Source organism: Variovorax sp. CCNWLW186, assembly GCF_037203865.1.
Lineage (GTDB): Bacteria > Pseudomonadota > Gammaproteobacteria > Burkholderiales > Burkholderiaceae_C > Variovorax.
Genome location: NZ_JBBCBO010000022.1, coordinates 58,995 through 82,418, shown reverse-complemented (window position 1 = coordinate 82,418; position 23,424 = coordinate 58,995). Strand labels below are relative to the sequence as shown.

General features: G+C 60.6%; 22 protein-coding genes. 7 read left to right on the top strand and 15 right to left on the bottom strand.

From position 1 onward, the window contains the following. Positions 1-35 precede the first annotated feature (35 nt). Positions 36-323, top strand: coding sequence for a hypothetical protein (locus V9K97_RS22090; protein ID WP_337320731.1), 288 nt, complete (start codon positions 36-38; stop codon positions 321-323). Between the two features lie 12 nt (positions 324-335). Here the strand turns inward: V9K97_RS22090 and V9K97_RS22085 are convergent, their stop codons facing one another. Then, entirely contained in the window at positions 336-908 is a 573-nt protein-coding gene (locus V9K97_RS22085; RefSeq protein ID WP_337320729.1) for a hypothetical protein, read from the bottom strand. Between the two features lie 734 nt (positions 909-1,642). On the opposite strand from V9K97_RS22085, the gene V9K97_RS22080 reads away from it, so the two are divergent. Next, positions 1,643-1,984, top strand: a complete 342-nt coding sequence (locus V9K97_RS22080) for a hypothetical protein (protein WP_337320727.1) — start codon at positions 1,643-1,645, stop codon at positions 1,982-1,984. A 36-nt stretch (positions 1,985-2,020) separates the two neighbouring features. Further along, positions 2,021-2,590 (top strand): hypothetical protein, encoded by a 570-nt coding sequence (locus V9K97_RS22075; protein WP_337320725.1) that lies wholly within the window; start codon positions 2,021-2,023, stop codon positions 2,588-2,590. 693 nt (positions 2,591-3,283) lie between these two features. Here the strand turns inward: V9K97_RS22075 and V9K97_RS22070 are convergent. Then, the gene (locus V9K97_RS22070) at positions 3,284-3,811 is read right to left on the bottom strand and encodes a DUF4019 domain-containing protein (RefSeq protein WP_337320723.1); all 528 of its coding nucleotides are present in this window, start codon (positions 3,809-3,811) and stop codon (positions 3,284-3,286) included. A gap of 190 nt (positions 3,812-4,001) precedes the next feature. Between V9K97_RS22070 and V9K97_RS22065 the strand changes: the two genes are divergently transcribed. Further along, positions 4,002-4,580 (top strand): hypothetical protein, encoded by a 579-nt coding sequence (locus tag V9K97_RS22065; RefSeq protein WP_337320721.1) that lies wholly within the window; start codon positions 4,002-4,004, stop codon positions 4,578-4,580. Positions 4,581-4,775: 195 nt separating this feature from the next. Here the strand turns inward: V9K97_RS22065 and V9K97_RS22060 are convergent, their stop codons facing one another. From V9K97_RS22060 to V9K97_RS22045, 4 genes are all read right to left on the bottom strand, one after another. Next, a complete protein-coding gene (locus tag V9K97_RS22060) occupies positions 4,776-5,654 on the bottom strand; it encodes a plasmid partitioning protein RepB C-terminal domain-containing protein (RefSeq protein WP_337320719.1) in 879 nt (292 codons plus the stop codon). Further along, positions 5,651-6,553: a plasmid partitioning protein RepB C-terminal domain-containing protein gene (locus V9K97_RS22055; protein WP_258505418.1), complete on the bottom strand. Its 903-nt coding sequence runs from the start codon at positions 6,551-6,553 to the stop codon at positions 5,651-5,653. Before V9K97_RS22055 ends, V9K97_RS22060 begins: the two co-directional genes overlap by 4 nt. After that, entirely contained in the window at positions 6,550-8,115 is a 1,566-nt protein-coding gene (locus V9K97_RS22050) for a recombinase family protein (RefSeq protein ID WP_337320717.1), read from the bottom strand. The genes V9K97_RS22055 and V9K97_RS22050 overlap by 4 nt, the downstream gene beginning before the upstream one ends. Before the next feature lie 143 nt (positions 8,116-8,258). Continuing rightward, positions 8,259-8,690 (bottom strand): hypothetical protein, encoded by a 432-nt coding sequence (locus tag V9K97_RS22045; protein ID WP_337320715.1) that lies wholly within the window; start codon positions 8,688-8,690, stop codon positions 8,259-8,261. A 333-nt stretch (positions 8,691-9,023) separates the two neighbouring features. On the opposite strand from V9K97_RS22045, the gene V9K97_RS22040 reads away from it, so the two are divergent. After that, a complete protein-coding gene (locus V9K97_RS22040; protein ID WP_337320713.1) occupies positions 9,024-9,317 on the top strand; it encodes a hypothetical protein in 294 nt (97 codons plus the stop codon). Positions 9,318-9,701: 384 nt separating this feature from the next. Here the strand turns inward: V9K97_RS22040 and mddA are convergent, their stop codons facing one another. The 3 genes from mddA to V9K97_RS22025 form a co-directional block, all read right to left on the bottom strand. Beyond that, the gene (mddA, locus tag V9K97_RS22035) at positions 9,702-10,460 is read right to left on the bottom strand and encodes a methanethiol S-methyltransferase (protein WP_337320711.1); all 759 of its coding nucleotides are present in this window, start codon (positions 10,458-10,460) and stop codon (positions 9,702-9,704) included. A gap of 230 nt (positions 10,461-10,690) precedes the next feature. Further along, positions 10,691-12,862: an alpha/beta fold hydrolase gene (locus V9K97_RS22030; RefSeq protein ID WP_337320709.1), complete on the bottom strand. Its 2,172-nt coding sequence runs from the start codon at positions 12,860-12,862 to the stop codon at positions 10,691-10,693. Beyond that, positions 12,859-13,560: a TetR/AcrR family transcriptional regulator gene (locus V9K97_RS22025; protein WP_337320707.1), complete on the bottom strand. Its 702-nt coding sequence runs from the start codon at positions 13,558-13,560 to the stop codon at positions 12,859-12,861. Before V9K97_RS22025 ends, V9K97_RS22030 begins: the two co-directional genes overlap by 4 nt. A gap of 975 nt (positions 13,561-14,535) precedes the next feature. Here V9K97_RS22025 and V9K97_RS22020 point away from each other — a divergent pair. After that, a complete protein-coding gene (locus V9K97_RS22020) occupies positions 14,536-15,252 on the top strand; it encodes a M15 family metallopeptidase (RefSeq protein ID WP_337320705.1) in 717 nt (238 codons plus the stop codon). Between the two features lie 379 nt (positions 15,253-15,631). On the opposite strand, the gene V9K97_RS22015 is transcribed toward V9K97_RS22020, so the two are convergent. After that, the gene (locus V9K97_RS22015; protein ID WP_337320703.1) at positions 15,632-17,050 is read right to left on the bottom strand and encodes a hypothetical protein; all 1,419 of its coding nucleotides are present in this window, start codon (positions 17,048-17,050) and stop codon (positions 15,632-15,634) included. A 577-nt stretch (positions 17,051-17,627) separates the two neighbouring features. Between V9K97_RS22015 and V9K97_RS22010 the strand changes: the two genes are divergently transcribed. Then, a complete protein-coding gene (locus tag V9K97_RS22010) occupies positions 17,628-18,860 on the top strand; it encodes a hypothetical protein (protein ID WP_337320701.1) in 1,233 nt (410 codons plus the stop codon). Between the two features lie 75 nt (positions 18,861-18,935). On the opposite strand, the gene V9K97_RS22005 is transcribed toward V9K97_RS22010, so the two are convergent. From V9K97_RS22005 to V9K97_RS21985, 5 genes are all read right to left on the bottom strand, one after another. Further along, positions 18,936-19,289, bottom strand: a complete 354-nt coding sequence (locus V9K97_RS22005; protein ID WP_337320699.1) for an H-NS histone family protein — start codon at positions 19,287-19,289, stop codon at positions 18,936-18,938. Positions 19,290-19,619: 330 nt separating this feature from the next. Continuing rightward, entirely contained in the window at positions 19,620-19,961 is a 342-nt protein-coding gene (locus V9K97_RS22000) for a hypothetical protein (protein ID WP_337320697.1), read from the bottom strand. 233 nt (positions 19,962-20,194) lie between these two features. Then, positions 20,195-21,292, bottom strand: coding sequence for a phage/plasmid replication protein, II/X family (locus V9K97_RS21995; RefSeq protein WP_337320695.1), 1,098 nt, complete (start codon positions 21,290-21,292; stop codon positions 20,195-20,197). 159 nt (positions 21,293-21,451) lie between these two features. After that, positions 21,452-23,116 carry a DUF927 domain-containing protein gene (locus V9K97_RS21990; RefSeq protein WP_337320694.1) on the bottom strand — a complete coding sequence of 555 codons (1,665 nt, stop codon included), beginning with the start codon at positions 23,114-23,116 and terminating at the stop codon, positions 21,452-21,454. After that, positions 23,113-23,325, bottom strand: a complete 213-nt coding sequence (locus tag V9K97_RS21985) for a helix-turn-helix transcriptional regulator (protein WP_337320692.1) — start codon at positions 23,323-23,325, stop codon at positions 23,113-23,115. Before V9K97_RS21985 ends, V9K97_RS21990 begins: the two co-directional genes overlap by 4 nt. Between the last annotated feature and the right edge of the window lie 99 nt (positions 23,326-23,424).

The window sequence follows — 23,424 nt, the reverse complement described above, 5'->3', positions numbered from 1 at the left end:
GGGCTAACATCGGACTTCAGACTGAAAGGTTTGCCATGCCCCGTTCCTCATCCCCGCTTCCGCCTCGCGAAGATGCTGCCAATCTCACCAAGGTGCTCGAGAAGAACAAGCAGGTTGCTGAAACAATCCAGGAAGCTGCGGAGGATCTCTCAGTGGTCCACGCGGTACTGGACAGCGAAGTACCGAAAGAAACCCTGCACCCGGATGTCGGGCAGGCGATCGAGCAAACAGACCAACTCAAAGACAAGCTCAAGGCAGCCGAGGAAAAGTTGAAAACTGTGAACGAGACGCTCGAGCAGCAGGTCGCCTCAAAAGGCCCCTAAGTCCTGAACAGGTCATGCCGCTCGCACTTCCGGCGCAGGCAGCGTTGAAGCGGGCGCGGGCTCTCGCAGGTCCTCAATCCTTGCGATTTCGGCATGCCCATATTCCGTGATGCACTTCACAGTGGCCGCCCGTGACGGGACGTACCGGCCTGTGGCTTCCAGCGCTCCGATCTCGGCCTCGACCAGGCCTGTCGCTGTAAGCACCGAGACATAGCGGACTTCTCCAGGTTCGAAGACTCGAACAGGAAACTCTTCGTGCTGCAGTTGCAGCAAGAACCACAGCGGCATCCGGTTTCCCAAGCGTGTTCTGGCGTGCTCGGTGCGCAGGCGCTTTGCTTCCGCGCGCAGCCACTGAGCGTCTTCTGAGAGCTGTCTCACGACCGCGTTGAGCGCGGCGATCCTTTCCGCCAAATCGGACGGAGTCTCGGGCTGATTTAAACCATTCATCATCAGGGTGAAATGTGATAATTTCACATTGATCGTACCGTTGGTTACCATTGAGGCTGCTTGGTAGTTTCCAGAATTGCCGGTCAGACCGACTGGACTGGCACGCTGGACACCATCAGCAGATACGTTGGAACTCACATCTTGGGATGTCTAGAAAATGATTCGAACCGGCGCTGTTCTCGGCAAAGAAGCGGGTTTGGCCACACTGCGCGAGCTTCTGCATGAAGCAGAACACGGCGCTTTGAATTGCATGGCGCTTCGCGTCTATCGCGCAGACGGAGGTTCAGACGACCTCGTGCTGGGAGGGAGCGCGTCAGACCAGGCCAAGGCGCTGGGCGACCTCCTGGCGATGGAGGAGCCGAATGCGAGGGGCGTCCGTTCATCAGGACGCCCGCCGTTCGGCTCACCGAAGCGGGCGTTCTCGCGTTGAACGACGCGAGGGACGTCCGTAACTTGGTGCCTGCTCTTCGGGAGTTCGGCCTGCGGCGGTCCGAGGCTAGACGCGGCCATGGGGACAACCTTCGGATCCTCGGACCAGTTTCACTATGGGGAATGGATTTTCGATCTCTACTTCATTCAAGCGGTAGATCCTGGCTACTTCTGTGGGGTCGCCGACATCTCGCGCGCTCGCACGCATCGATGCAAGCTGGTCCTGAACAGACCGGCGACCACTCGCGCCGAAGGAGTGGCGTTGCTGCGAGCTCGATGTCTTGCCTGGGTGGCTGCCCAGGAAACCACCTCTGCCGACGGGAAATAGGCCGCTGTCGCAAAAGCAATCCGACTCTGTTGATAGACGTATTACCCGCTTTTCGTTGGCCCCGGCGGGCAGTTACGATGCCCCGCGTGGGAACAAATCACATCCGAGGTCTTGTATGAACTACTTGCTCCGCCCCTTGGCGCTGCTGGCCCTGCTCGCTGGCGGGATGTCGTCGACGATGGCCGACCCTCACAAAGATGAGAGTGGCCATGGTCGTAAAGGCCGGCATGGTGGCCACGAGTACAAGGAAGAGTACCGGGACGGCTGGTGCAAGGTCGAGCGCAAGTGGGACAAGAACGGCGAGTTCAAGGAAGAGCGCAAATGCAAGGGCCACGCTGCGCGCGCGCCCCGGTACGAATACGAAGAGGCGCCGGCCTATCATCGTCCGCCGCCCGGCGTGATCGTCCAGCCTCCCGCTATGGTCGTCGAGCCGCCCACGGTGGTTATTCGGCCGTAGGCGCTCAGCACTTCCCTTGACTCCCACTGAACCGGCGTGACCCGGAAAAGCACGGTCCTCGGCAAAGAGGCAGTCGTCGCGATGTTGCGCGAACTCCTGCACGAGGCGCAATTCGGTGCGCTGAACTGCATGGTGCTTCGGGTCTTTCGCTCCGACGGCGGTTGGGAAGATCTCGTGCTCGGGGGAACGCAGGAAGAACAGGCCAAGGCCCAGGCGCTTTGGCGTGACACCTCAGAGCCGGGCTTCCCCGTGGTTCGAATGACCCTCAGCGCGCCGGCGTCTGCCGCCGCCCTTGCGACCGGCAAGGCGGCCGAGTTGCTGGCCGAGGCCATCGAGGCCGCCCACCGCTCGAAGCCGAATGTCACCGTCTGGATCGAGGTGACCCAGCCGGACATGCCGCCGTTCGTTGCTGAAGCATTGGACAGGCTCGCCGGGCGCGGTGCGGGGATCGTGGTGACGCACGCCACGCCGGACGCGATGCATTGCTCTCATCCGCCGGGTGGGCAACTGCCACCGGAACTTCAGGAGCGACTTGCCAAGGCGAGCAGGGCCGGAGCCGTGTGGCATCCCCTTGCGCAGGAGCCTGTGCCCGGCATCGGCATCTGAGACTCTTTGGTGCAGCCGATTGCCCATCAAGAGCCTCGTGCAATCGGCCACCCGCTGCAACTCCGCAACCTGAGTTCGGATGGCAGCTTCTGGCTGAAGGCGAAAGTCTAGCGTTGAGCGACGATAGTCCGCTTCCGCTGCAAAGCGGCCTTCGGCAACTTCGGCCTACACCTCGGCCTTCGAACTTTGGTCCTCACGTGCGCCAACCCACGATAAGTGGGCGTTTACGAAGGTAGTGTTGCGCTGGCAAAGCAAGGGCGCGTGCCAGCACGTGGATGGCCGCCCGTGTCGTCATGCTTTTCGACGGGCTCGCCTTCGTACTCGTCATGGCGATGTTCGCGGTTCTGACAGTAGTCTTTTCCTTACCTCGCCAGCTACGACGGAATGCGGCCAGGAGCAGGCATCTAAGTGTGTTAATCCGTTTGGGTCGCAAAGCCACCAAAACAGGTTGGTGTTGGTTTCTACGCGTATGTGACCCGCATTTCTGACCCGCCCATATCCCTGAGCGTGCGTTTCTGATCCTGTGCATCGGTGTGTAGAAACGCGGCAGCGCTCTATGGAAAAGTGGGTCAAACAAGCGTGGAAATTCACACACCCCGGCTGCGGTTGTCGGCGCTCTACTGCCGAGCGCAGCGCAACCAGTGTGAGGGGCGTGTTGACGCGCTGCGAAGCGCGGCTCTCCAAAGAATCGGTTCAGCGCAGCACGTAGCCGCTCAAGCGCCAACTACCGTCGCGATCAAGACGAAAGCTCGTCAACTCGCGTACGACCCGGTTGGTGGCATTCGCGAAGCGGGTTTCGTATTCGATATTGACGTACTGCCCCGCTAAGTCGGCATCTTCATTGGCAACCGTCTGCCTGTTGATGGCAACCCAGGTGCGTTGCTGCGCTGCGCCGAGCGGCGAACGAGATTGCCCCACCTGGCGAATGAACTCGGGCCGGGTCACGCGCTTCTTGGCGGCGGGTGTGGCGCCATCCCAAAGCTCGCCAACCTGGCCCTGATCCACCATCTGGATCACCTGCAGGCCTCCGCGGACCATGTTCGTCGGGTCGGCGTCCTGGGCAGATGCCAGCCCCATGCATCCTGCAAATATCGCTGCTCCGAGCAGCAGTTTTTTTGTCGAGGTCATTTTCTTCATTCCCGAGGTGATGGTTTCGTCGGTGCCGCCGCATGGATTGCGCAGCGGCGACGCAATCGCCCGGCGACGAATCGATCGGGCCATGAAGACTGTAGCTCAGCGGAACGTCAGAAGTTGAGCTTCACGCCCCAGCCTTGTCGTATCACCGCCCATTCATCGGACGTCGTCCTGACGTGCGATTACAGTCGGCGCATTCACAAGACCAAGCAGATGAGAATTTCGAGATCGAGCCCTTCGCTTTGTCGAAGATGTACCGCTGAACGCCTTGGACATCATGCGGATGAACACTAAAGGCGACTGCCTTTTCGTACAGTGTTGCAACTGGGCGAGGTACCCTCGACTGCTGCTTTCGATCCTTGTGGTGTCGGTCCTCGTTGGCTGCACTTTTCATCGCCAGCCATACATCGCGTATGACAACAAAGCTCATCCCCTGGGCGACACGAGTGTGATGGCCATTGAATCGTCCAAGGCGCGCGGCGATACGCTAGCGCAGTTGACCCACGTGGATGGCAAAGAGCTTCCATCGCATGAGGTCGGCTACCCGGTTTGGGTGCGCGTGCTTCCTGGCGATCACGTCTTCGGCGTTCGCCATTGCACACATCGCCTGATGGTCGGATCCATCGAACAACGATGTGACCTCCGATCCATTTCAGTGACAAACATGCTGCCACGCCATCTTTATGTGATCGACCGGGTGACAGCGCAAGTCAGCCATCGAGGCAAGGATCCCAAGTTCGGTATGACACTCGGATTGCGCGGTCTCAATCAGCAGACTTATCCTCTTTCGTTTGGGCCAGCAGACCCGAACATCGATGCCGGTGGTGAGAAGCCTGCGGGGAAAGTAGCAAACTGATTCGGTCGCATACGCTGTACGAGCCACCAGGCCTTCGGCAACAGTGCCGGCGAGTGAACAACTGCGCACAGAATGCCGGCTTCGAGCTTCCACGCCGGTCACGGTTCGACGCAAAAAAGGCGACCAGGATTTCGACAGATCGGTCCGCTTTGCCTCTAGGCGAAAACGGTTCCAGATCCACAGAGGGTGGATATTTCAAACTTCTGCCGAGGTCGCGTTGACCAAACCCATCAACTGCTCGAGCACTGCCCCATGGTTGCGCTCCAGGTACCGAAACACCGATTTGTTGTCGACCAGCTTGGAGATGTACCCCCTGGCCAGCACAAGGTTGAGCATGTCCTCGCCGAAGGTCTGCTCGATCATCCTGTAGTGGTCTTGCAGGCCGGACATCTCCCGCTCCATCCGATCGACTTGCTCCTGGCTGACGCCTCTGCCCTTGTGCGCTTTTGCCTTCACCAGCATTTCTGCGGCGGTGGCCATCACCAAGGCCCGCGCGTATGCGACCGTGATGCTGTTCGCGGAGATCATCAATTCGACCGCCTCGACCTGACGCGTCGGTTTCATCTTCCGAAGCGACGCCGTGATCTCTGGGGAGAATCGGCGATCTTTGAGCAGGTCGACCGCCTCGGGACAGACCCCGTCGAGCAGGGTCACCTTTTTATTGATCTGAGCCAGATCCACGCACAAGACGTTCGACAGCCGCTCAGGGGAGATGCCGCGATCAATGGCGCGGCGCATCATGAAGTGCTCCTGCACGGACGACAAGCGATTGATCCGGTTGTTGTAGGTGTATGACTCGTCGTCTGTCGCCACCAGACACGGCACCTCCGTGTTGCCCAGCTCTTTCAGCGCCAGCAGACGGATGTGTCCGTCCAGCAGTACGTGCTGGCCGGTCTTCCGGTCGACCGCACTGACGGCAAGCGGCTCGATGAGACCGATCTCCCGGATCGACGTCACGACCATCCGGTATTTCTTGGTCTCCAGCAACCGGATCGGCGGCTTGCGCGAAGGCAGGACGTTGTCGATCGGAATCATCATGGGTTTCGGCAGGAAGCCGAGCTCGACAGTCGTCACCCCAGACTCCCATGAGACCCGATGCGATCCGCCAGGTACTTCGGCAGCGCATCCAGGCCCTCGGCCCGCAGCAAGGTCACGAAGTTCTCTTCGGCAAAGAGCTGCCGCAAGGCGCCGGCGACAAAGAGAAGTCGCTGCTGGGCGAAGGCCGCCCGGCGCACCATCAATTGCTGCCGCTTGACCTCTTTCTGATAGGTACGCACGAGGCTCGACGATGTGACATCGGATTGCTGGCGCGACGGATGCCGATCGATTGAGCGGCCCAGGTGCTGGCGACTCTGCACTAGGCGCCGAGCGTCCATGAGCTGCCGCCCGCGCAACTGCCCCGTTTCGTAGGCCTCCTGCAGTGCCGCCTGCACGGTCTTGTCGCTGTCCCCCGCCCTGGAGATCTCGAGTGCGATCGTCAAGGGGACTTTGCCGCGTTCGACTGCCACGAGCAGGCGCTCCTCCCCCTGATCGATCAGCGTGAGGATGTCAGTGACGTACGGCAACGTGAGTCCCGTCTTCTGGGCGATCACGGCCGGAGAGTAGCCCTTGACCTTCAACTGAGTGATGCCCGCCAGAAGCTCTAAAGGCCGGTACACACGGCGGGCCACGTTCTCCGCGATGCCCATGATGAAGGCCCCCTCATCGTCGATCTGTATCACCAACGCCGGCACGCGCGTCTCGCCGAGCTTGCGCAGCGCCCTCATCCGTCCCTCGCCGCAGACCAGGAGATAGCGCTCTGCGCCATCGCTTCCTGGCCGCGGCGTGACTGTGATCGGTTTCTTCAACCCGATCGCACCAATGTTCCTCACGATCTCCGCGAACACTTCCTCGTTCCGATCGCGCGGATTGAGGACCTCGATGCGATCGATGGGAATCATCCGCAGATCGCCGGCGGTGGACCTGACGGTCATGCCGCTCTCCGCAGGCGAATCTGGGCGGCCATCCCGTAGAGGTATTCCAGCGTGTCGAAGCGATAGCTCTCCAGCTCCACCGCATTGTGCTCAGCCAGGCTGAGGCGCGGCTGCGCGTAGTGGAGCCGCGGGAGCAGGTAATAGTCAAAGGGCTTGTCGTTGCCCGGCGCCAGCCGCACCGCGACGGTGATGTCGGGAAACAATCCGGTATCGAAGCGGATCTTCCAGCGACGGCGGCCGTTCTCGCCGGTCTGGCAGCGCGCGAGTGCCAAGGACACGCTGAACTCGTGGTTGACGTCCAGCAAGTCCGTCGCCGGATCTCGGTAGAGCCGGCCGCCCAGGCTTTCCATCTCGGATTCCGCCTCGGCCACGATCTTCGGGTGAAGGCGCCTGAGGAAGCGGTTGACCTCCAGGTACTGGTAGTCCCGCCCGGGCGTGAAGCCCACCATCTGATAGGCCCTGATCAGGCTGCCGAACCGGTGCGCATAGACCGCCGACGAGGGCATGCCTTCCGCTTCGTCGATCACCAGGCCGGAGAGAAATCCTCGGTGCTTGTAGAGGCCGAGCAGGCGCTCGATGAGCTCCTCGTTGGAATACCGCCGCGCACGCGCGCGGATGATGCCCTGCGCCGTGTAGAAGACGTCTCGCGCGACGATCGGCTCGAACGCGTCGTCCTTGCGGATCCACATGTCCGGCGTGTTGACCACCCGCAACTTCTTGAGCTTGAAGGAGACGCGGTTGTAGACGTTGCTGCCGATGTACTTTTCGTTGATCAGCACCTGGTGGACCGTGGCCCGCGTCCACTCGCGGTCCAGGTCCGTCCGGGTGTGCATCATGTTGAGCCGACGGGCGATCTCCGACTCCACCAGTCCTTCGTCGGTGAACCATTCGTAGATCTTCTGGACGGTCTTGACCTGGTCTCCGGGCCCGGGGGTGAGGATGACGCGGTCGGTCTGCAGGCTCTTCTGCTCGCCGCGCTGGAGTTCGGTCTTGACCGAGCCGGTTTGGTCCACCAGCATCCGCCGCAGGCCGTACCCCGCCGCGCCGCCTTGCCGGAAGCCGAGCTCCACCAGGCGGCATTGACCGGCGAAGACCTTGGTCGACAGTTCGCGGCTGTACTCGCCTGCCATCGCCCGTTTCACACCCTTCACGATGGTCGACACGGGCGAGCCGTCGTTCTCGAACTGTTCTGCACAGTAAGCCACCTGGATGCCGGCACGGCGGCAGATGTATTCGTAGTAGGCGCTTTCGTCGGCATCCTGGAAGCGCCCCCACCGACTCACGTCATAGACGAGGATGATGGTGAAGTCGGCCGTCCCAGCCTGGACATCGCGGATGAGGCGCTGCAACGCGAGCCTCCCGTCGATCCTCAGCCCACTCTTGCCTTCGTCGGCGTAGGTCCTGACGATCTCGATGCCGCGGTGCGCGGCGTATTCGCGGATCTTGTCGTTCTGATTGAGGGTGGAGTACTGCTGGTGCTCCGTCGACATCCGAACATATTCCGCGGCGCGAAACAGCGGCGCACTTGTGTCCGCGTCAACTCCGATGTGGTTCTGGTCCATGCGAGTACCCATCCAGTCCGTTCAAGCGAATTCTTCGCTGCGAACGCCTGGCGACACCGGGTGCTCGCACACCGGCAAGGTACCAGTCCTGCGACTCGGGATCGATCAAGTCCTCTCTTTGCAATCACCGGAATGCGGCATGGTCAGACGGCCCGGCGAGCAAGCACAGTGATCTGAACCGTCCACGCGACCATCTTTGCAAATCTAAGGCCCTCTAGCGGACGTAGTTCGTAGAGCCCGTCATCGAAGAATGGCGTGCCATTCGACGCATCCATCTTTGCAATACCGGCGGTGGAGCGCTTGGCGTTGCGGCCGCGCTGATCGATGCGGTTGCGGGCTGCGTACTCCGGGTGACTCTCCCGATACCCCGACCAATAGGCGGGGTTGCGTTTCGACCACGCGCGCTGGGCCTGCGCCTGGTTCTGGAGGTAGTCGGGATCGCTTCGTCGCTTTGTCTGCTGCCAAAGCCGGCGCCGCTCGCGCTGGCACACAGGTTCAGCACAGTAGCGCTGATGGGGCGCCTGAGCACGAGGGAGGAATTCACAACCGCAAGCGGTGCACCATCGTTTCTCCATGCGTCTCTCCAGGAGCATGCCAGGTGGAGGACCTGCGTGGTGTTGCTCGAACCTGGAGGCAACTACGATGGATGCTCGGCTGGCAAAGACTTAATGGTGACGGCATTGCGCGTTCCGCGTTGACCTCGCGAACGGACTATCGCTTGAAGCATGACGCCACGTGAGCGGCGCGCCACCGCAAACCGAATACGGCCTTGCGCGGGCGAATACGCTTATCACCGACCGCCGAGGCTACGCCTACGAACATCTCCAGGCCCTCGTCAGCCGTTCGGCCTGAGGTGTTCACCGGCCCATTTCGGCCACAACCAGGCATCCATACACGCGAGCTACCGAATGATCGACTGGAAAGTAACTGTCGGTGGGCAACTGCCGCCGGATTGGGAATCCCGCCGCGACGGTTGTTGGTTTCCCGACTTTGAGATGCAGCATCTACTGCTGCCGCAGTTCGACGTTGGTGAGCAGCCGATTGACGAGTATGGAGAAACGATCTTCGACTCCGGGGCAGTGGCTCGACTAGGAAGGCATCTATCTGTGTTTAGGGGTCAGATCGAGTCGAGGGCCGAATCGTGGTCGATCACGGAACGGTCATCAAGAGGTGGAAAAAATTTCTGGTCGAATGAGAGGTGATCCTCGCAGTCATTGATAAGACCCTCGCGATGATTGAGTACGCACTATCACGAGGCGGTGAGTTGGTTTTTTCCGGCAATTGGCTGGCCGCTTTCGAACGGCCGGTAAGACTGCTTCGGGCCCCAAAGCGCCAAAGCCGTGGGCTCGGTACTCGCTGCGGGCGGCAACTGGGATCGCGTATTTTTGGTGGCTGCCGTCGTGTCGATCGGCTCCGGCATGGTCGCCAAGCTGGTCCTTGCACCAATGCGCCGGAGGACGATTGAGGCTGGGAATGAGAAAATGGGGCGAAGGCCCTGAGAGTCAGCTCTACGCAAATGGCACGGACAAGGCATGCGTGATGGCCAAGCGCGCGTAAGCCTGAGGGGCTACGCCACCGTCATGCGCTCAGGGTCCAGTGGGCGTCTTGCGGTCGTGCCTGCTGCGCTTGGGCAGCAGCATCCCGACCTGGTCGCGGTAGGCGAGATAGCGCTGGCCAAATTGCGCGACCAGGTCGCGCTCCTCGAACCAGATGCCGATCAGGATGTAGCCCGTGCTGGCCGCCGCGAAGAGCAGGTGGCCAGCCGTCATTGTCGGCGTGGCCCAGAAGGCCAGCACGAAGCCCAGGTAGATCGGATGGCGCACGTGGCGGTAGAACAGCGGCGTGTGGAAGACCGGCGCCGGCAGTTCCTGGCCGCGCAGGTTGGCCCACACCTGGCGCAGGCCGAAGAGTTCGAAGTGGTTGATCAGGAAGGTGCTGATGAGCAACACGCCCCAACCCACCCAGAAGACGCCGAGCAGGGCCCAGCGCGCAACCGGGTCGTTCACCGACCACACGATGGGTTCGGCAATGGGACGCCATTGCCAGAGCAGCAGCGCCAACGCCGCGCTCGCCGCCAGCACGAAGGTGCTGCGCTCCACCGCTTCGGGCACCAGCCGCGTCCACCAGCGCTTGAAGCCGCGCCGGGCCATGACGCTGTGTTGCACCGCGAAGAGGCCCAGCAGCAAGAGGTTGACGACGATTGCTTCGGCCAGTGGCACGGCGCTGCCGCTGTCGATGGTCTTGGGCAGCAGCGGCAGGTTGCCGACGAAACCGATGGCGTAGGCGAAGGTAGCGAGAAAGAAGAGGTAGACCACCAGCCCATAAAGTGCAGCGACGAATGCCATGACTTACTCCTTGTGCGGGGGAGCTTGGGAAGAGGCCGCGCCTGCCCCCCCGCAGCGGGCAGGCCGAGGTCATCCGATCCGGCCTCTGCGGAGGACCGGAGCGTGGTTGCGGCAAAGTGGTGGAGGCGCGGCTCGGGTGCGAGCCACTCCAAGCTACGGCACCTCGCAGCCCGACGGGCGGGGCGGCGGGCGGCAGGCGCCGTCGGGCGCGCCGATGGATGCAGGTGGTTTCATCGTGACCACCCGCGGTTGTCCAGCACCTGCGCAATGCGCAGCGCCGCGCGTGCCGCGCCATCAGTTTCAACCGGACGGTAGCGCACCGGTTCATGCATGGCCGCCAGGGCTCGCAACGCGAGCGCGTCCGGGTCCAAGGTCGCCGCATAGTCCATTGAGCGGTCCGCAGCGTAGTTGGCGAGGCGCTGGCGCACATGCACGCATTGCTCGAAGTGGCGCTGCAGCGGAAAGCTCAGGAAGGGCCGGCGCGTGGCCACCAGTTCCATCGTGGTCGACAGGCCGCCCTGCACCAGCGCGAGGTCGCAGCAGGCGAGGTGCTCGAAGAGGTTGTGGACGTAGGGCCGCAGTTCAAGCCCGGGTTGCGGTGCGAATGTGTCGGTGGACAGGCGCGGGCCGGTAACCAGGATGAGGCGCAGCTCCGGCAACTCGCGCTTCATGCGCGGGAAAGCGGCCGCAATGCGCTTGAGCAGATGAACGCCGGTGGAGGTGCCACCAACCGCGGCGATCGCGATCTTCTCATCGCTGCGGTAGCCCAGCCGCGCGCGCAAGCGTTCGGTATCGGCCAGGGTGCTCGGGTCGAAGGGCAGGCAGTAGCCGCAATAGCAGAAGTTGTGGTCCGTCCAGTCGCGGATGCCGGGCATGCCGGGGCCGAAGGGCTGCTCGGTCACGTCCTCGCGGTTGCCCACGAAGATCGCCGCGTCGCGCAGGTAGGGATAGCGCGCCACGTGCTCCAGGTCGTCGGCGTTGCGGTCGGCGCACAGGGCCGCCTCGCGCGCGTTGCCTTCTTCCATCGGCAGGCAGCCAACGAAGTCGGTAAGAAATACGTAGGGCTGGCGCTTGAGTTCCGGGTTCTCGTGATAGTGATAGTCCACCTCCCAGGCTTCGTCACCGATCACGATGTCGTAGTGCTCGGCCTCGACCAGGTCGACGAAGGTCATGAAATTGCGGCTCATGACCTCGTCCATCGTGCGCAGAGCGAAGAAGGCCGACAGGTCATGCTCGCCTGCCATCTCCTCGAAGTGGCGGCTCTCGTTCGCCAGGCGCTGCGTGATCGGGTGCAGCCGTTCGCCTTCGCGCTTGAGGTAGGCCGCGGCGGGGTTGGTGGTGAACCATTCGATCGCCAAATCCGGCTGCAGCTTGCGCAACTCGCGCGCGATGGCCAGGTCGCGCTGCACATGGCCCAGGCCGATGGGGCTGGAGATGAACAGCGCGCGGCGCGGGCGCTTCATGGCGCGCATCCATGTCCGCTCGTGCGGCAAGCCGCCGATGAATTCGCACACCGCGCGGTTGAACAGCACCGGGTCGCGCGCTACCGTGACATGGCCGCCGCCGGCGACGGTGAGCATCTTCGAGCCCTCGACCAGCGCATGGATCTCGCGCCCCTTGGCGTAGCCGACGCGCCGGTCGTCGTCGCCGTGGATCACCAGTGTCGGGCACGTCACCTGGCGCGCCAGCGCGCGTACGTCGTTGCCGAGCCACGCACGGCGGCACCAGCCCAGCCAGTCGGCGCGGGTGGCCCAGGCGTAGTGCGCCCCGTCTTCATACGGCTTGGTCGAATGCGGTTCGCTGAAGATGGTGGCCATGAACCAGTCGATATAGCCGGGCCAGTCGCTGCGCAGCAGCGCGCTCTCCATTTCCAGGCGGCGCGCGACTTCGGGTTCGCCAGCCAGCGATTCGGCAAAGCCTCCGGCCGTGACCAAGTGCGTGACGCGCTGCGGTTGCTCGGCCGCCAGCCGGAGCACCGTCAGCGCGGCGGCCGAAATGCCGACCAGCGCCACGCGCTGCACACCGACCGCGTCCAACACGGCGACGAAGTCGCCATAGAAGTGGTCGAAGCTATAGGCATCCTGCTGCTCAGGTCGGCCCGAGCGGCCGTTGCCTCGTCCATCCGTGGTGATGACGCGGAAGTGCTGCGAAAGGTAGGGCACCACACCCTTGAGCATTTGACTGTGCACAATCTGGAAGGGCGGCGCGAAAGCAATCCATGGTCCGCTCTCGCCCCAGGTCGCATACCAGATCGGCACGCCATCGCGATCGATGAAGCCCTGCTGCACCGGCTGAACGGTCTCGTAGGGCGACGCGTGCTCCGACGGCACGGCGCCGGGCGCAGGCAACGGGCCGGCGTTGCGTACCAGGCGTTCGGGCAGCGGCCGTTCCGGTGTGCTCATGGCGTGCTCCGCGTGCGGGATCGTCGGGCCGCCTTGCGGCCAGCTCGCGCATCGAGCGACTCCAGCAACCATTGCACGGCATCCAGCGCCGCGCGATGCTGGGCCTGCTCTTCCTTCACGCCCAGCAGATCGGCGAATTCCATGCCCAGCCAGAACTCCGAGATCCAGCATGCGATGACTTCGGGCGTGAACGGCGCCGGCAACGAGCCGCCGTCGGCCTCCAGCGCACTGACGGCCTCGCGCACCGCGCCAAGTACCAGCTTCTTCCAGGCCAGCAGGCGCGGCAGGAACTTCTCTCGCAAGTCCAGGTTGGACAGGCTTGCCGCCCACAGCTCGGCCTGCAGGCGCACGAAACCTGATTCGAGGTCTTCCTCGTAGAAGCGTCGCGCGCTGGCCCACTTCTGCGCAAAGCCTCCCTCGCCGGCGTACATCGACGCCTGGCGCGCCAGCAGCCGCTGGTTGACGGCGTCGAGCACCTCGATCACCAGCTGGTCCTTGCTGCGGAAGTGGTAGTTGATGAGGGCGTGGTTGACGCCCGCGTCGCGGGCGATTTCTCGCACGCTCAGGGCCGCGTAGCCTTCGGCCACCAGGCGCCGGAAAGCGGCATCCAGAATGCGTTCACGCGTCTGCGTTGCATCACCGTCGTGCAGCTGCGAGGTTGCGGATCGGCGCCGACGGGCCACAGGCTCAGCACTCATGTTTCACCACTTGGTTTAAACGAGTGTTTAAATCCTAGGCAATTCAAGGTCCGTTGTCAATTCGCGAGCGTGGCCAAGAGCGCGGCGCATGTGATCGCGCTGTCCAATCTTTGGATGACGCGCAAGAAACTGATGTCGATGATGGGACAGGTGTGTCCGCAAACAGCCTGAGGGCGCTGGATGAGGGGCAGACCTCATCGATTCGGCGCATCTGGCGGTGCGATTCATCACCATGCACAACCTTGGGCTTCATCGCACGCCAATTCGTGACCTGTTCAGACCTTCCCTAGAACCGCATGTTGAATTCCGGCGATACCTGACCCTAGTGCGTTAGCCGGGTCGATTTTCGGTGGCAATCAACAGAAACGGCAGCAGAAGCCAAAGATCAAACATCGTGATTTCGTACAAGTTAAGGCCAGTTCACGATAGCCGAGGTTGCTGAAATCTGCGCACTTGTTTTGCGTGCTCTCACTGAAGCTCCTCGACCTCGTAGAGCTTTGGGGTTTCCCGAGCCGGCAGGTACTCCGCCTTCGCTACATTTCGCGGACCTATCAGCCCGTCTCCCCCAAATAGGGGATTGCGCAGGCAATTCTGTTTCTCGGAGACTGTCGCTTGTCGTCACCGAGAGACGACCCAGCGAAAGGCCAATCGCTGAAAGGCGGAGCATCAACTAAGACGCGCCTGGTCTCAGCGCCTCGATACGTTGGTGATAGATCAAGTCGGCAGTAACAGTCCGCAATAGCAAGCTTGGGCCAGTGATCAGCTTCGAGAGTTTTCTCAGACATGCCCATGGAAATTTGCGGCAGTGCGCAGCAAGCGAGATCAAGTGAGAGCCTGTGGAGATCGACTACAAATTCGATGCCACAAGCAGTAGGGGCTTGACAGCCGTGCGGCCTCGGAGAACGGTAAGTGCAGGGAGCCGCCGCCAGAGCTTTCCCGAATGATGTGCACAGGACAAACAGAAAGGGGCGCGACATGCAAGGCAGCTACAACCATCCCTTGTTTGGGACCGTGGTGTATGAGTTCGAAGGCACGGAAGAGAACTACGACCGCGGCGCGGAAATCACCATCATCAGTGGTTTCGACTCCAGAGCGATCAAGAAGGTCTTGATCCCGCAGTTGGTAGGCATCAAGGGCAGCGATGGCATCAAAGACGGCTGGTTTGGCCTGCACGAGCGGGGCCATGCCCAGCTGGAGATGGTCTTCTCAGAATTGGAGCGGCTCGACTTAATGAAGCATGTAGACGAGGCCGGCGGCACCATCAACAGGCGGCTGCGAAAGCCGTTTAACGCCCTGGGCCAGAAAGTCAAAAGCACCCTGCCATCCAATCATGCCTTTGGCATCGCGGTGGACATCAATCCAGATGCACCCAACCAAGGCGAGACAACCGCTCCGCTGGCGCACGTCTTCCTGGCGCTGGGCTTTAACTGGGGAGCAACTTTCAACGATCCCATGCACTTCGAGGTCGCGAAGTTCATCGACGATCCGCAGCCACCAACGCTTAACGAACTGGAACGGTGCAAGCAGCTCGCGTCGAAGCAGTTTCAGGACTTCGTGGATCGGCGTAGGGGGAAGCGCAAGAGCAGCAGCCTTTCAGCATCGGTCGGCATCGTTGCCGCAGACTCTGAATTCGAAAATGAGGATCAGGATTTGTCGCTCGAAGATGAGCACGATCATGATGCACAGCCATGAGGCCGATTCCTCCGTCTGCTGTGTGAAATAGCGCTGGTCGCCGGGGCGGTCTTCTTAGAATGCCTTCGGCTCAAATGAAGCAGTCAGCCGTTCTGCTGTTACGCCCTCTTTTGGGTCGGAATTTAGCTCTCACCTCCAAGCCTGACTGAGTCGGGCTTTTACCCCTTGCCTGCCAGGTATTGCCTGACAGCGTCGGCCGAAATGCTGACCATCCATCGCCTCACGCAGTTGCGCCTCGCAAGAGCGTCAAGAAGCAGGCCTACGTATATGGAATAGAGCGCCAGCACATGTAGGGTGCGCATTAGCGTGCAAGGCCGTTAGGTTGTGGGCTTCGCTGCGCAAGTTTTGCTGCGGTCTTCAAGGCCATCATGTCTCGCGGCTATGTAATTTTCCCCGATGCAGCCAAACAAGCGGGAGCATTTTTCCACGCTAACGCATGGGCAACTTTCGAATGCTGCATACCCTCCATTGCGGCCCAGGTCACCAACGTCGCATCGATGTAGTTGAGTCCTAGAGCAATCACACTATCCGCGATGCTCAGACAAAGGCCGTGTGCGATCCAGGCATCCGATTGCTGATTGCCGCTGAATGCGCTTTGAGCGGAGGCATACCAGCTTTGCTGAAGAAGGTAGCTTTTGATCGTCAGTTCACTACCTGCCGTTCGCAGCAAGGGGTAAGCGAGAATAGCCGAGGCACTGGGTTTGTTAAGCGCTTCAGCCGCAGCAGTAGACAACGTCGCTTTGCAGCGCTTCGTAGCGACCTCGGGAGAGCAGAGGTACCAATCAGAAAATAGGGACGGCCGTGGGGCTTCGAAGCTTATGGTCCATCCACCAACGGTGCCAACGTCTCCATTCCAATCCGCACCGCGGAGCGGAATGTTGAGCTTGATGTTGAGCCCGCCCGTCGGGCTCCATCTTGCCAGGGAGCGATCACTCGCATGGCGCTCAACAAGTCGGCTCGAGAATAGCTTGCTGATAACCTGATCGATGGCATTGGCCTTGTCGCGCGTTGCTGGCGCGCTTAGCGTAGTAATCACAGTCGCCTGTGGGCTCATGATCTTGATAGCGCCGAGCGCCACTTGTAGCGCGGTAGCCGCTACTCCCGATTCCCAAGCTCGACTGCCGTTGAACTCAGTGACAACGCGAGGGACAACTCCAGCGCCACCAGCTCGCACGAGAAACCAAGGGAAACTTGCCGCATCATGTGTTAATTCGCGGCTCCAAGCCTCTCCATTTCGATCACTGTTCGCACCGATGATCGCCAAAGGGACGGTTTCGTCGTAATCCCCAATCCGTACTTTCACAGAGAGGTTCATGTCGTCTTTTTGGGCAACAAGATAACGCTCCATCCAACCGCGTCGCGAATACGGCAACGGCTGAACCTCATCGGACTCTCCGGCGCTCGCTCCGGAAAACTCCCAAAGCTCGCTTCTTACCACGATACGTGTATAGGCATTCTCGAACGAAATTGCGCCAATTTCACGATCAAGATCGACATATCCAGTGATTGGTGCAACGTCAATTCTTGGGGGCACGCGCTTGGCGGCAGGAGTGTTTACTTGTACGTTTGGTGTCGTGCCGGCCACTGCTGCTACGGTGCCCGCGCCGGATCCCGCTCCAGGATTGGCCCCTTGGGGCGTCGCGGCGTTGGGAGCCTGCCCCGTTGGATCTTGTAGAGTTAACTGGCTTTGCGCACGTCTTGCGGTGAGGTAAACAGGTGCATCATCTAGCTTGCTACCGCTTGAGCAGCCTGCAAGGATGCATAGGGATACCGCGCCTAGTACGAGAGCACTTTTCATAGATCCTCCTCCAAATCGGCACCCGTGAAAACGCACGTGTGTGCAATCCGTACTAAGAGATGACGACGCACTCGCCAGTTTCGCACCCTGAAGTTCGGATCACTTTGCGGAGTTAGCCCGACTCGGGTGCTGCAGCCAATCCCATGTTTTGGGGATGGGCTGAGCGACGTCTTCTTGAGTACGCCCTGGTGAATGCATCGCGGCGCGAAGGCTTCTTTACTTGAATTAGCATCGTTACTCTGACTCCGCCGCCTTCTTCTCGCAAGGCAACGCGCAATGTAGTTTGTGCGGCACCGACCATGCCGCAGCCAAGGGCCGATAAACGGGCATTTACGCAGGCCACGATAACGACACTGGCCGCCGGCACCCTGCCCTACGCGCTATTGCTTGCCAGCCAACGGCTACGCTAAACTGCGCGCCAGGTGCCAACCTTACTTGCGCGCGAGTAGAAAAAGGCCGCTTTCCATCTCCCTTCGTTCAACGCATATCTCTTCTTCCGACGCTTGTCGTCCTCGGGCATTTAAACGCGCGCACCGCTTTCCCGAGGCGACGTGTGTCGACAACGAAGGAGTTTCGAATGACGTTGAAAGAACTGGCGTATGTTGCGCAATCTCGCCTCCAGTCTCGCCTAACCTGCTCGGTCAAACGTGGGCATGTTCTCGAACTGCTTGCTGCGGCGGCAGGGTTTCGGTCATGGGCCGCGTTTGATTCGGCCGCAGTGCTGGCCGACACAGGAACGGATGGCCAGCCTTTGCAAGCACGAGCGCTGATAGCCGGCCGCGCGATTCAACTCGAGTACTCGACGGCGGACGCCGAGACTACGGCGGCCGTGCTGACCGAGCTAATTGGCGAACTGAAGCTGTCGTTTGTCGAATGGCAAACGCTTGCAACCGCGTTGCATGCGCCGCGCCCATCAGCGCGCGAGTACCTCGATGACGAGGACGAACTGACCGACGAGGAGTTGGAGGACGACGATTGGGGTACAAAACCCGAATCCAGCTCGGGTGGTCACCTGCCGGGCCAGGTGCTTCCTGCCAGCTCTCCCCTCCTCCTCGACAGCCTAGAACGTGCGGTTCAGCTTCGGCCGGCCGACGCGATTGCGCACTTTGCGCTTGCTGCGTACTACCGCTGCGGGCGGCCGAGCCCCTACCTGTATGAGGAATCGCTGAAGGGCCGAAAGCTGTCGTCGATTGAGCAGGGCTGGGTCGACGAATACTTGCGCGACGCGCCCGTGTATGAAAAGTACATGCAGCACCTTAAGTCTGCTGCGTCGCTGGGTGATCGTACGGCCGCGCTGGAATGTGCGGAGGCGCTGGGCGGCAGAGCCCTGTACGAGATTGCGGACCAAATGGATGGCCCTGTAGATGCCCGACGCATGGTAGAAGTTGCCCCCGACGACGCGCAGCGCATGAAATGGCTCCGCGTCGCCGCTGCCGAGGGAGATACCGATGCTCTGGCCGTGCTGGCCCGGCGTGGTGACGCAGCCGCGCTGACGCAACTGGCCGCGCGCGGCGACATAGACGCAATTCGGACACTAGCTACCGAGGCGGTGGACTTGGGCAACGCGATGGACGCTTGGCAATGGCAGCAATTAGCATTGCTGCATGGGCACGACCTCACCGTCTCGACCATGCGGGCCTACCACGATGGTGGGGAACGAGACGGGCAGTTCTACGACAGCGACTTTGGTGGAGGGCTGTATGCGGCCGGCGACGAAGGCCTCGAGTTGCCTAGCATCAGCAAATCGCAGATGGTCGAAGCAGTGAAGCGAGCAAGGGCCATTTACCAGCCGGCCGGAGCGCGACGCTAAGGCCTAGATCGTCGCCTGCTTCTAGATGATTATTGTGGCGAAAGGGGGCCACTCGAATTTCGAGTGGCTCTCTTTCTACTTGGCGCGCAGGTCGTCGGCGGATTTGCCGGCCTCGAGCGCAGCTTTGAACCAGGCAGGGCGAGGGCCGCGCCCGCTCCATTCGTTGCCCTGATCATCCCGGAACTTTGCGGTTGCAGCGCCGGAAGTCTGCTTGTTGACCTTCTTAGTTTTTTTCGCAGCCGTCTTCGCAACGGCGGCTACGCGGCCCGCGCCCTTGCCAACGCCGAGGTCAGCGGCCGTGAAGCCATACACAGCGATGGCTTCCTTGATACGGGCAAGCACGCCGTCGGCCTCCTTTTTGCGAAGCTGCTCGGCTTCCTTCTGGAGCTGCTCGATCTGCTTTTGCACTTGGAGGAAAGTCTTTGCCATCGATGAGTCCTTGAATTAGAGATGGTTACGAGCTTAAACGGGAAAGACATTGGCTCAATGTCAGCGCATATCGCCAACGCGCTCGGAAGTGCAATCAATGACGCAGGATGCGCTGATGCACCTCGCCTCGCCATACTTTTTGCCGTGCATCTCGAAGACGCCAGCCGCAAAGATCCCCAGGAACTTTAAGGCTTTGATGGCCGTAGACGGGCCACCACACCGCTTGTTCCTAGAGGATGCGACAGCGATGCCTTCGTGGCAGGGCTCGACTGCGATCTGCTTGGCTCAAGAATTTTGAGCAAGGCGCGCTGACCGCGGCTCCATTCAAATTTAGTTTCGGTCAGATTCCGGGTCCCAGATCAGCCTTTGGTCGAAGATTTCACCCAACGTTTGGTTGTTGTAGTCATCTACGATTTCCCAGTCGATGCTGCGTTCTGCCATCACTAATCGGAGACGCTGCAGACTGATCGCGCCTCCAGTCATGCCACCACGCATGTGGATCGCCAGGCCGATCTCACATGTTTCACTGTATTCTTTCATCGAAACCAAGTGCCAGGGTCCAGTTCTCATCTTCACGGTAGCGCCGGGCATCAGATTCATGACACTTTCTCGCTTCTCGCGGAAATGGTTTTCGTAGAGTCTTTCGAATTGTTCAGTAGTAATCTCAATCATCTTTTTCTTTCTTCACATTGCCCCGCAAGGCATCTTCTTCAGGAGAGGGAACGCGGCGCAGTGCCATTCGTGGGCCAATCGACAAATGTCAGCTCGCGGGTAGAACACCCGCGTATCAAGCTGCAGTTGCTGATAGCAGCCAGGTTGCTGGAGTGCACCCACGAGGGCGATAGCCGTACCGGGAAGGCTGCCGCGGTCCTAAACACTCAATTCGGCGGATTCGAGGGATCGACTTATTCGCGAAGCACTCCTTGGCCGTGTGCTTCTGCGTCCTTCTTCAGTTGCTCCCACCGCTTCGGATGGGCCTTGAAACCCACACCGTCGCGCAGCACGTCGCGAACCGCCATGACGGCCAAGCGCTGGGTCTCGGCATCGATCGGACTTGCGACATCGATGCCCGTGGTGGCGAGAACTTGGCGACGGTTCGAAGCGAGGGTCGTCGGCGAGCCAGCAAACGCAGACGTGTCGCCGAGCACCCACGCGCGAAGCTTGGCCTGGCACGCGCGGGACAGATTCGATGCCAGTGCGAGATCCGGAATGATTCCGCCGGCACGGGTGACGAAGTCGAACTGGCGCTGCATGAAACCGCGGGCGATTTCAGCGGTCAGCGCCTTCGGATCAGACCGCCCGAGGCGCTTCAGCTCCTCAGCGCGAAGGACGATCTCGAAGCGCAATAGGCTCTGAGCCTTAGAGGTCAGTTTGGTTCGATTCGGCACACCTTCAGGGATCGGTCGAACCGACAGCTCCGAGCCCTTGTTGTAGATCTTCAAAGACTTGCGACGAGAGTGCTGACCGATGTAGAGCGTGTCAACGCCGTAGAAGCTGACGTCACGCGCAGTGCCGACGGCCAGGTGGCGCAGCGCCAGCATGACGGCGTGCAGACGCCCGGGGGAGCCGCAATCGCAGTGGGCAACGAAGTCGGCCCGCAGCAGTTCATAGGTGCCCTCCTCCACACGCTGGGCAAGCGCCTGACTGATGCTAAGCCCAGCACGCACTAGGGCCGAAGTGATGATCTCGGAAGTCAACTGATGCGCGTCCTCGATACCGACGACGTTCTGGCCAGTAAGGAACTTCGGACTTGCCTCGATGTACACGATCTTTTCGCTGGGGCGGGAGAAGATAGTGGCGATGCAACCAGGAAACGGACCGGGGACCTTGAAGTTGTAGCCGTCGTGCTTGAGGACCGAGGCATGCAACTCCTTAACTGCTTTAGCCGGGAGCTCGATCTTCACCTTCATGGTGTCGAACAACGACGATTTGAAGAGCCGGGCGGTGTGCTCGGTATCAGTATCAGGATGCGATTCCACTTCAGGAATCAGACGAAAAAGCATGAGTTTCTTCCTTGTCTGGCGGTCGGCCAGACTGGTAAATGAAATAAAGGTTTGTGGGGTATTACCGGGCCGAGGGACTTCGCAGCCCGCTTGCGGCGACGACTGTCTTCTTGCCGGCTGTTACGGCGTAACGCCGTAACTCGGGGTCAGCCACGCCGGCTAGCCGTCATATCGAATCGATTTGCGGATAGCGTAAAAGCGCTTGGGCATGTCGCTCTCTGGTGTCCGCACCGAATACATGAGCCCATCTTTGTTGTGCTTGAGCATCCCCGATGCTTTGAGCACACGCAGAACGTCCCTCTCCGCGTGGTTCTTCGCGATCTTGCCTAGTGATGACTTGAACACCAGATACAGATCTTCGTCCGCCACTGCATGCTCGTAGCCCCACAGTCCGTCCTTCTTGCGATCAACCAGACTCAACGGCGGAAAACGACTCGGGTTTTCATCGATGGAGGCTCGGATCTCCTCGAGGATCTCTTGATCCATAGAACTGAGGCCACCTCTCGCACGCTCCTTGTGCGCTGTGATGACTGTCGCGAATGCTTCTTTAATCTCGTCCGCGGTGAGTTCGATAAGTTCATGTCGTCGGGCGGACAAGATTGCAAACATCCACCCGGCATAGCCGTTGAGCATGCGCTTCAGGATGCGATCCTTCGTCTCCACTTTCTTTTCCAGCCACGCGCGGATTTTCGGTATCTGGGTTTTCGCTTTCTCACGAAGTTCGTCATGATTCGTCACGAGAACTTCGACCCAGGCGTCCCATAGCGCCCCATAGAGCGATTCACTGCTCGCAGACAAATACTCCGCGAAAGCCGCCGGCTCCATCGATTCAGGTACATCGTGAAATGCACCATGAGGGCCATCGACGATGAGTTCGAGAACACGAGCGCCGATGCCCGCATCGATGGTTACGTTTCGGCTGCGCACCATCTCGGCGATCGTGCGTTCGTTAGAAGCGATGAGTACGCAATGCAGGGCCTTGCCTTCTATGGCTTGCTGCGATGCGTGCCCCACCACTCGTTTGCCCGCGTTGCCGTGGTCGAACACCAAATTGATGAGGTTGCTTGCGTCGCTGACCTGGCGAGTCTCCTGAAAGAAGACGGGTTGGTCCGGCTGGAGGGACATCTGCTGCTGAAGCCCGAGCACGGTGCCAGAAGCAGAGTCGACGGGCCCAGGCCGGATGATCGATTGCACGGCTTCTTGAATAGCAGTCTTGCCAATCGAACTCTCTCCAACGAGCAAGAGCATCAGCCGCTCGAGTGCCAGCGGTCGAATCAGCAGTGCGGAGAGTGCCGCACCCAGAGTGACGATCATGTATGGGTTCTTGGCAAAGTGGGTGCCGATCTCGGCCTTCCACTCTTCAAGATCACCCACAGGTTCGACGATCTCTAAGTTGACGGCGTCTTCAATGACGACGACTGCATCGGGTTCCTCGCCGATCCAGTGCGCTTCTCCGCGCCAAACAACCGCCTTATAGGATTCCCCCTTCCATCGCACCACGTGATAACCGGAGGAGGACAGCACCACGGCAGAGCCGCGCACGGCCTTCGCGATCTGGGCCCCGAGCTCCACGTACTCTCTCTTGGTCAAGTCAATCGGCAAGTTGCTTGCTTGCGATGCCTTGGCGAGGCTATCGATTTTCCCATTGACCAGCTCGAGAGCATCGAGGAAGTGCCACTTCTTCCCTATTTGGATGGCGTGTTTGTTAGTGGCATTGCCGTTGACATCGACTGCCCGGCGCACAGATTTGATCGCTTGCCGCAGTGCGCCATCTCCGGGCAGCACTTGGTCTTTTTCAGTGCTCTTCTTCTCGTTCTTTTTCACAGCGCCTCCTCCTTCTTAGAAGCGGCAGCCTTCTGACCGGCGAGGAAGCTCTCGATCTCCGCGTCGCTAATGCGCACGCAGCGAGTACCGACGCGGACGGCGGTCAGATGACCGTCGTCGACCAGCTTGCGCGCTGTTCCGAGAGAAATGTTGAGGCGAGCTGCGAGCTGCCGAAGAGACGACATGGTCGTCAATGGTTTCGAATTCATGAGTGATCTCCGATGGGTTTAAACAGATCTCAGCCGGGGCTGAGGTGTGTGTTGCGCAACGGGATCAATGATCGAAGCAAAGCTCGCTTGCAGTTTGCA

Coding starts and splice junctions, on each gene's coding strand:
- V9K97_RS22030 (WP_337320709.1), bottom strand. CDS start 12,862: ATGAGCACACCGGAACGGCCGCTGCCCGAACGCCTGGTACGCAACGCC.
- V9K97_RS22025 (WP_337320707.1), bottom strand. CDS start 13,560: ATGAGTGCTGAGCCTGTGGCCCGTCGGCGCCGATCCGCAACCTCGCAG.
- V9K97_RS22010 (WP_337320701.1), top strand. CDS start 17,628: ATGACGTTGAAAGAACTGGCGTATGTTGCGCAATCTCGCCTCCAGTCT.
- V9K97_RS21985 (WP_337320692.1), bottom strand. CDS start 23,325: ATGAATTCGAAACCATTGACGACCATGTCGTCTCTTCGGCAGCTCGCA.
- V9K97_RS22015 (WP_337320703.1), bottom strand. CDS start 17,050: ATGAAAAGTGCTCTCGTACTAGGCGCGGTATCCCTATGCATCCTTGCA.
- V9K97_RS22020 (WP_337320705.1), top strand. CDS start 14,536: ATGCAAGGCAGCTACAACCATCCCTTGTTTGGGACCGTGGTGTATGAG.
- V9K97_RS22000 (WP_337320697.1), bottom strand. CDS start 19,961: ATGATTGAGATTACTACTGAACAATTCGAAAGACTCTACGAAAACCAT.
- V9K97_RS22065 (WP_337320721.1), top strand. CDS start 4,002: ATGCGGATGAACACTAAAGGCGACTGCCTTTTCGTACAGTGTTGCAAC.
- V9K97_RS21995 (WP_337320695.1), bottom strand. CDS start 21,292: ATGCTTTTTCGTCTGATTCCTGAAGTGGAATCGCATCCTGATACTGAT.
- V9K97_RS22050 (WP_337320717.1), bottom strand. CDS start 8,115: ATGGACCAGAACCACATCGGAGTTGACGCGGACACAAGTGCGCCGCTG.
- V9K97_RS22045 (WP_337320715.1), bottom strand. CDS start 8,690: ATGGAGAAACGATGGTGCACCGCTTGCGGTTGTGAATTCCTCCCTCGT.
- V9K97_RS22005 (WP_337320699.1), bottom strand. CDS start 19,289: ATGGCAAAGACTTTCCTCCAAGTGCAAAAGCAGATCGAGCAGCTCCAG.
- V9K97_RS22080 (WP_337320727.1), top strand. CDS start 1,643: ATGAACTACTTGCTCCGCCCCTTGGCGCTGCTGGCCCTGCTCGCTGGC.
- V9K97_RS22070 (WP_337320723.1), bottom strand. CDS start 3,811: ATGGCCCGATCGATTCGTCGCCGGGCGATTGCGTCGCCGCTGCGCAAT.
- V9K97_RS22055 (WP_258505418.1), bottom strand. CDS start 6,553: ATGACCGTCAGGTCCACCGCCGGCGATCTGCGGATGATTCCCATCGAT.
- V9K97_RS22040 (WP_337320713.1), top strand. CDS start 9,024: ATGATCGACTGGAAAGTAACTGTCGGTGGGCAACTGCCGCCGGATTGG.
- V9K97_RS22090 (WP_337320731.1), top strand. CDS start 36: ATGCCCCGTTCCTCATCCCCGCTTCCGCCTCGCGAAGATGCTGCCAAT.
- mddA (WP_337320711.1), bottom strand. CDS start 10,460: ATGGCATTCGTCGCTGCACTTTATGGGCTGGTGGTCTACCTCTTCTTT.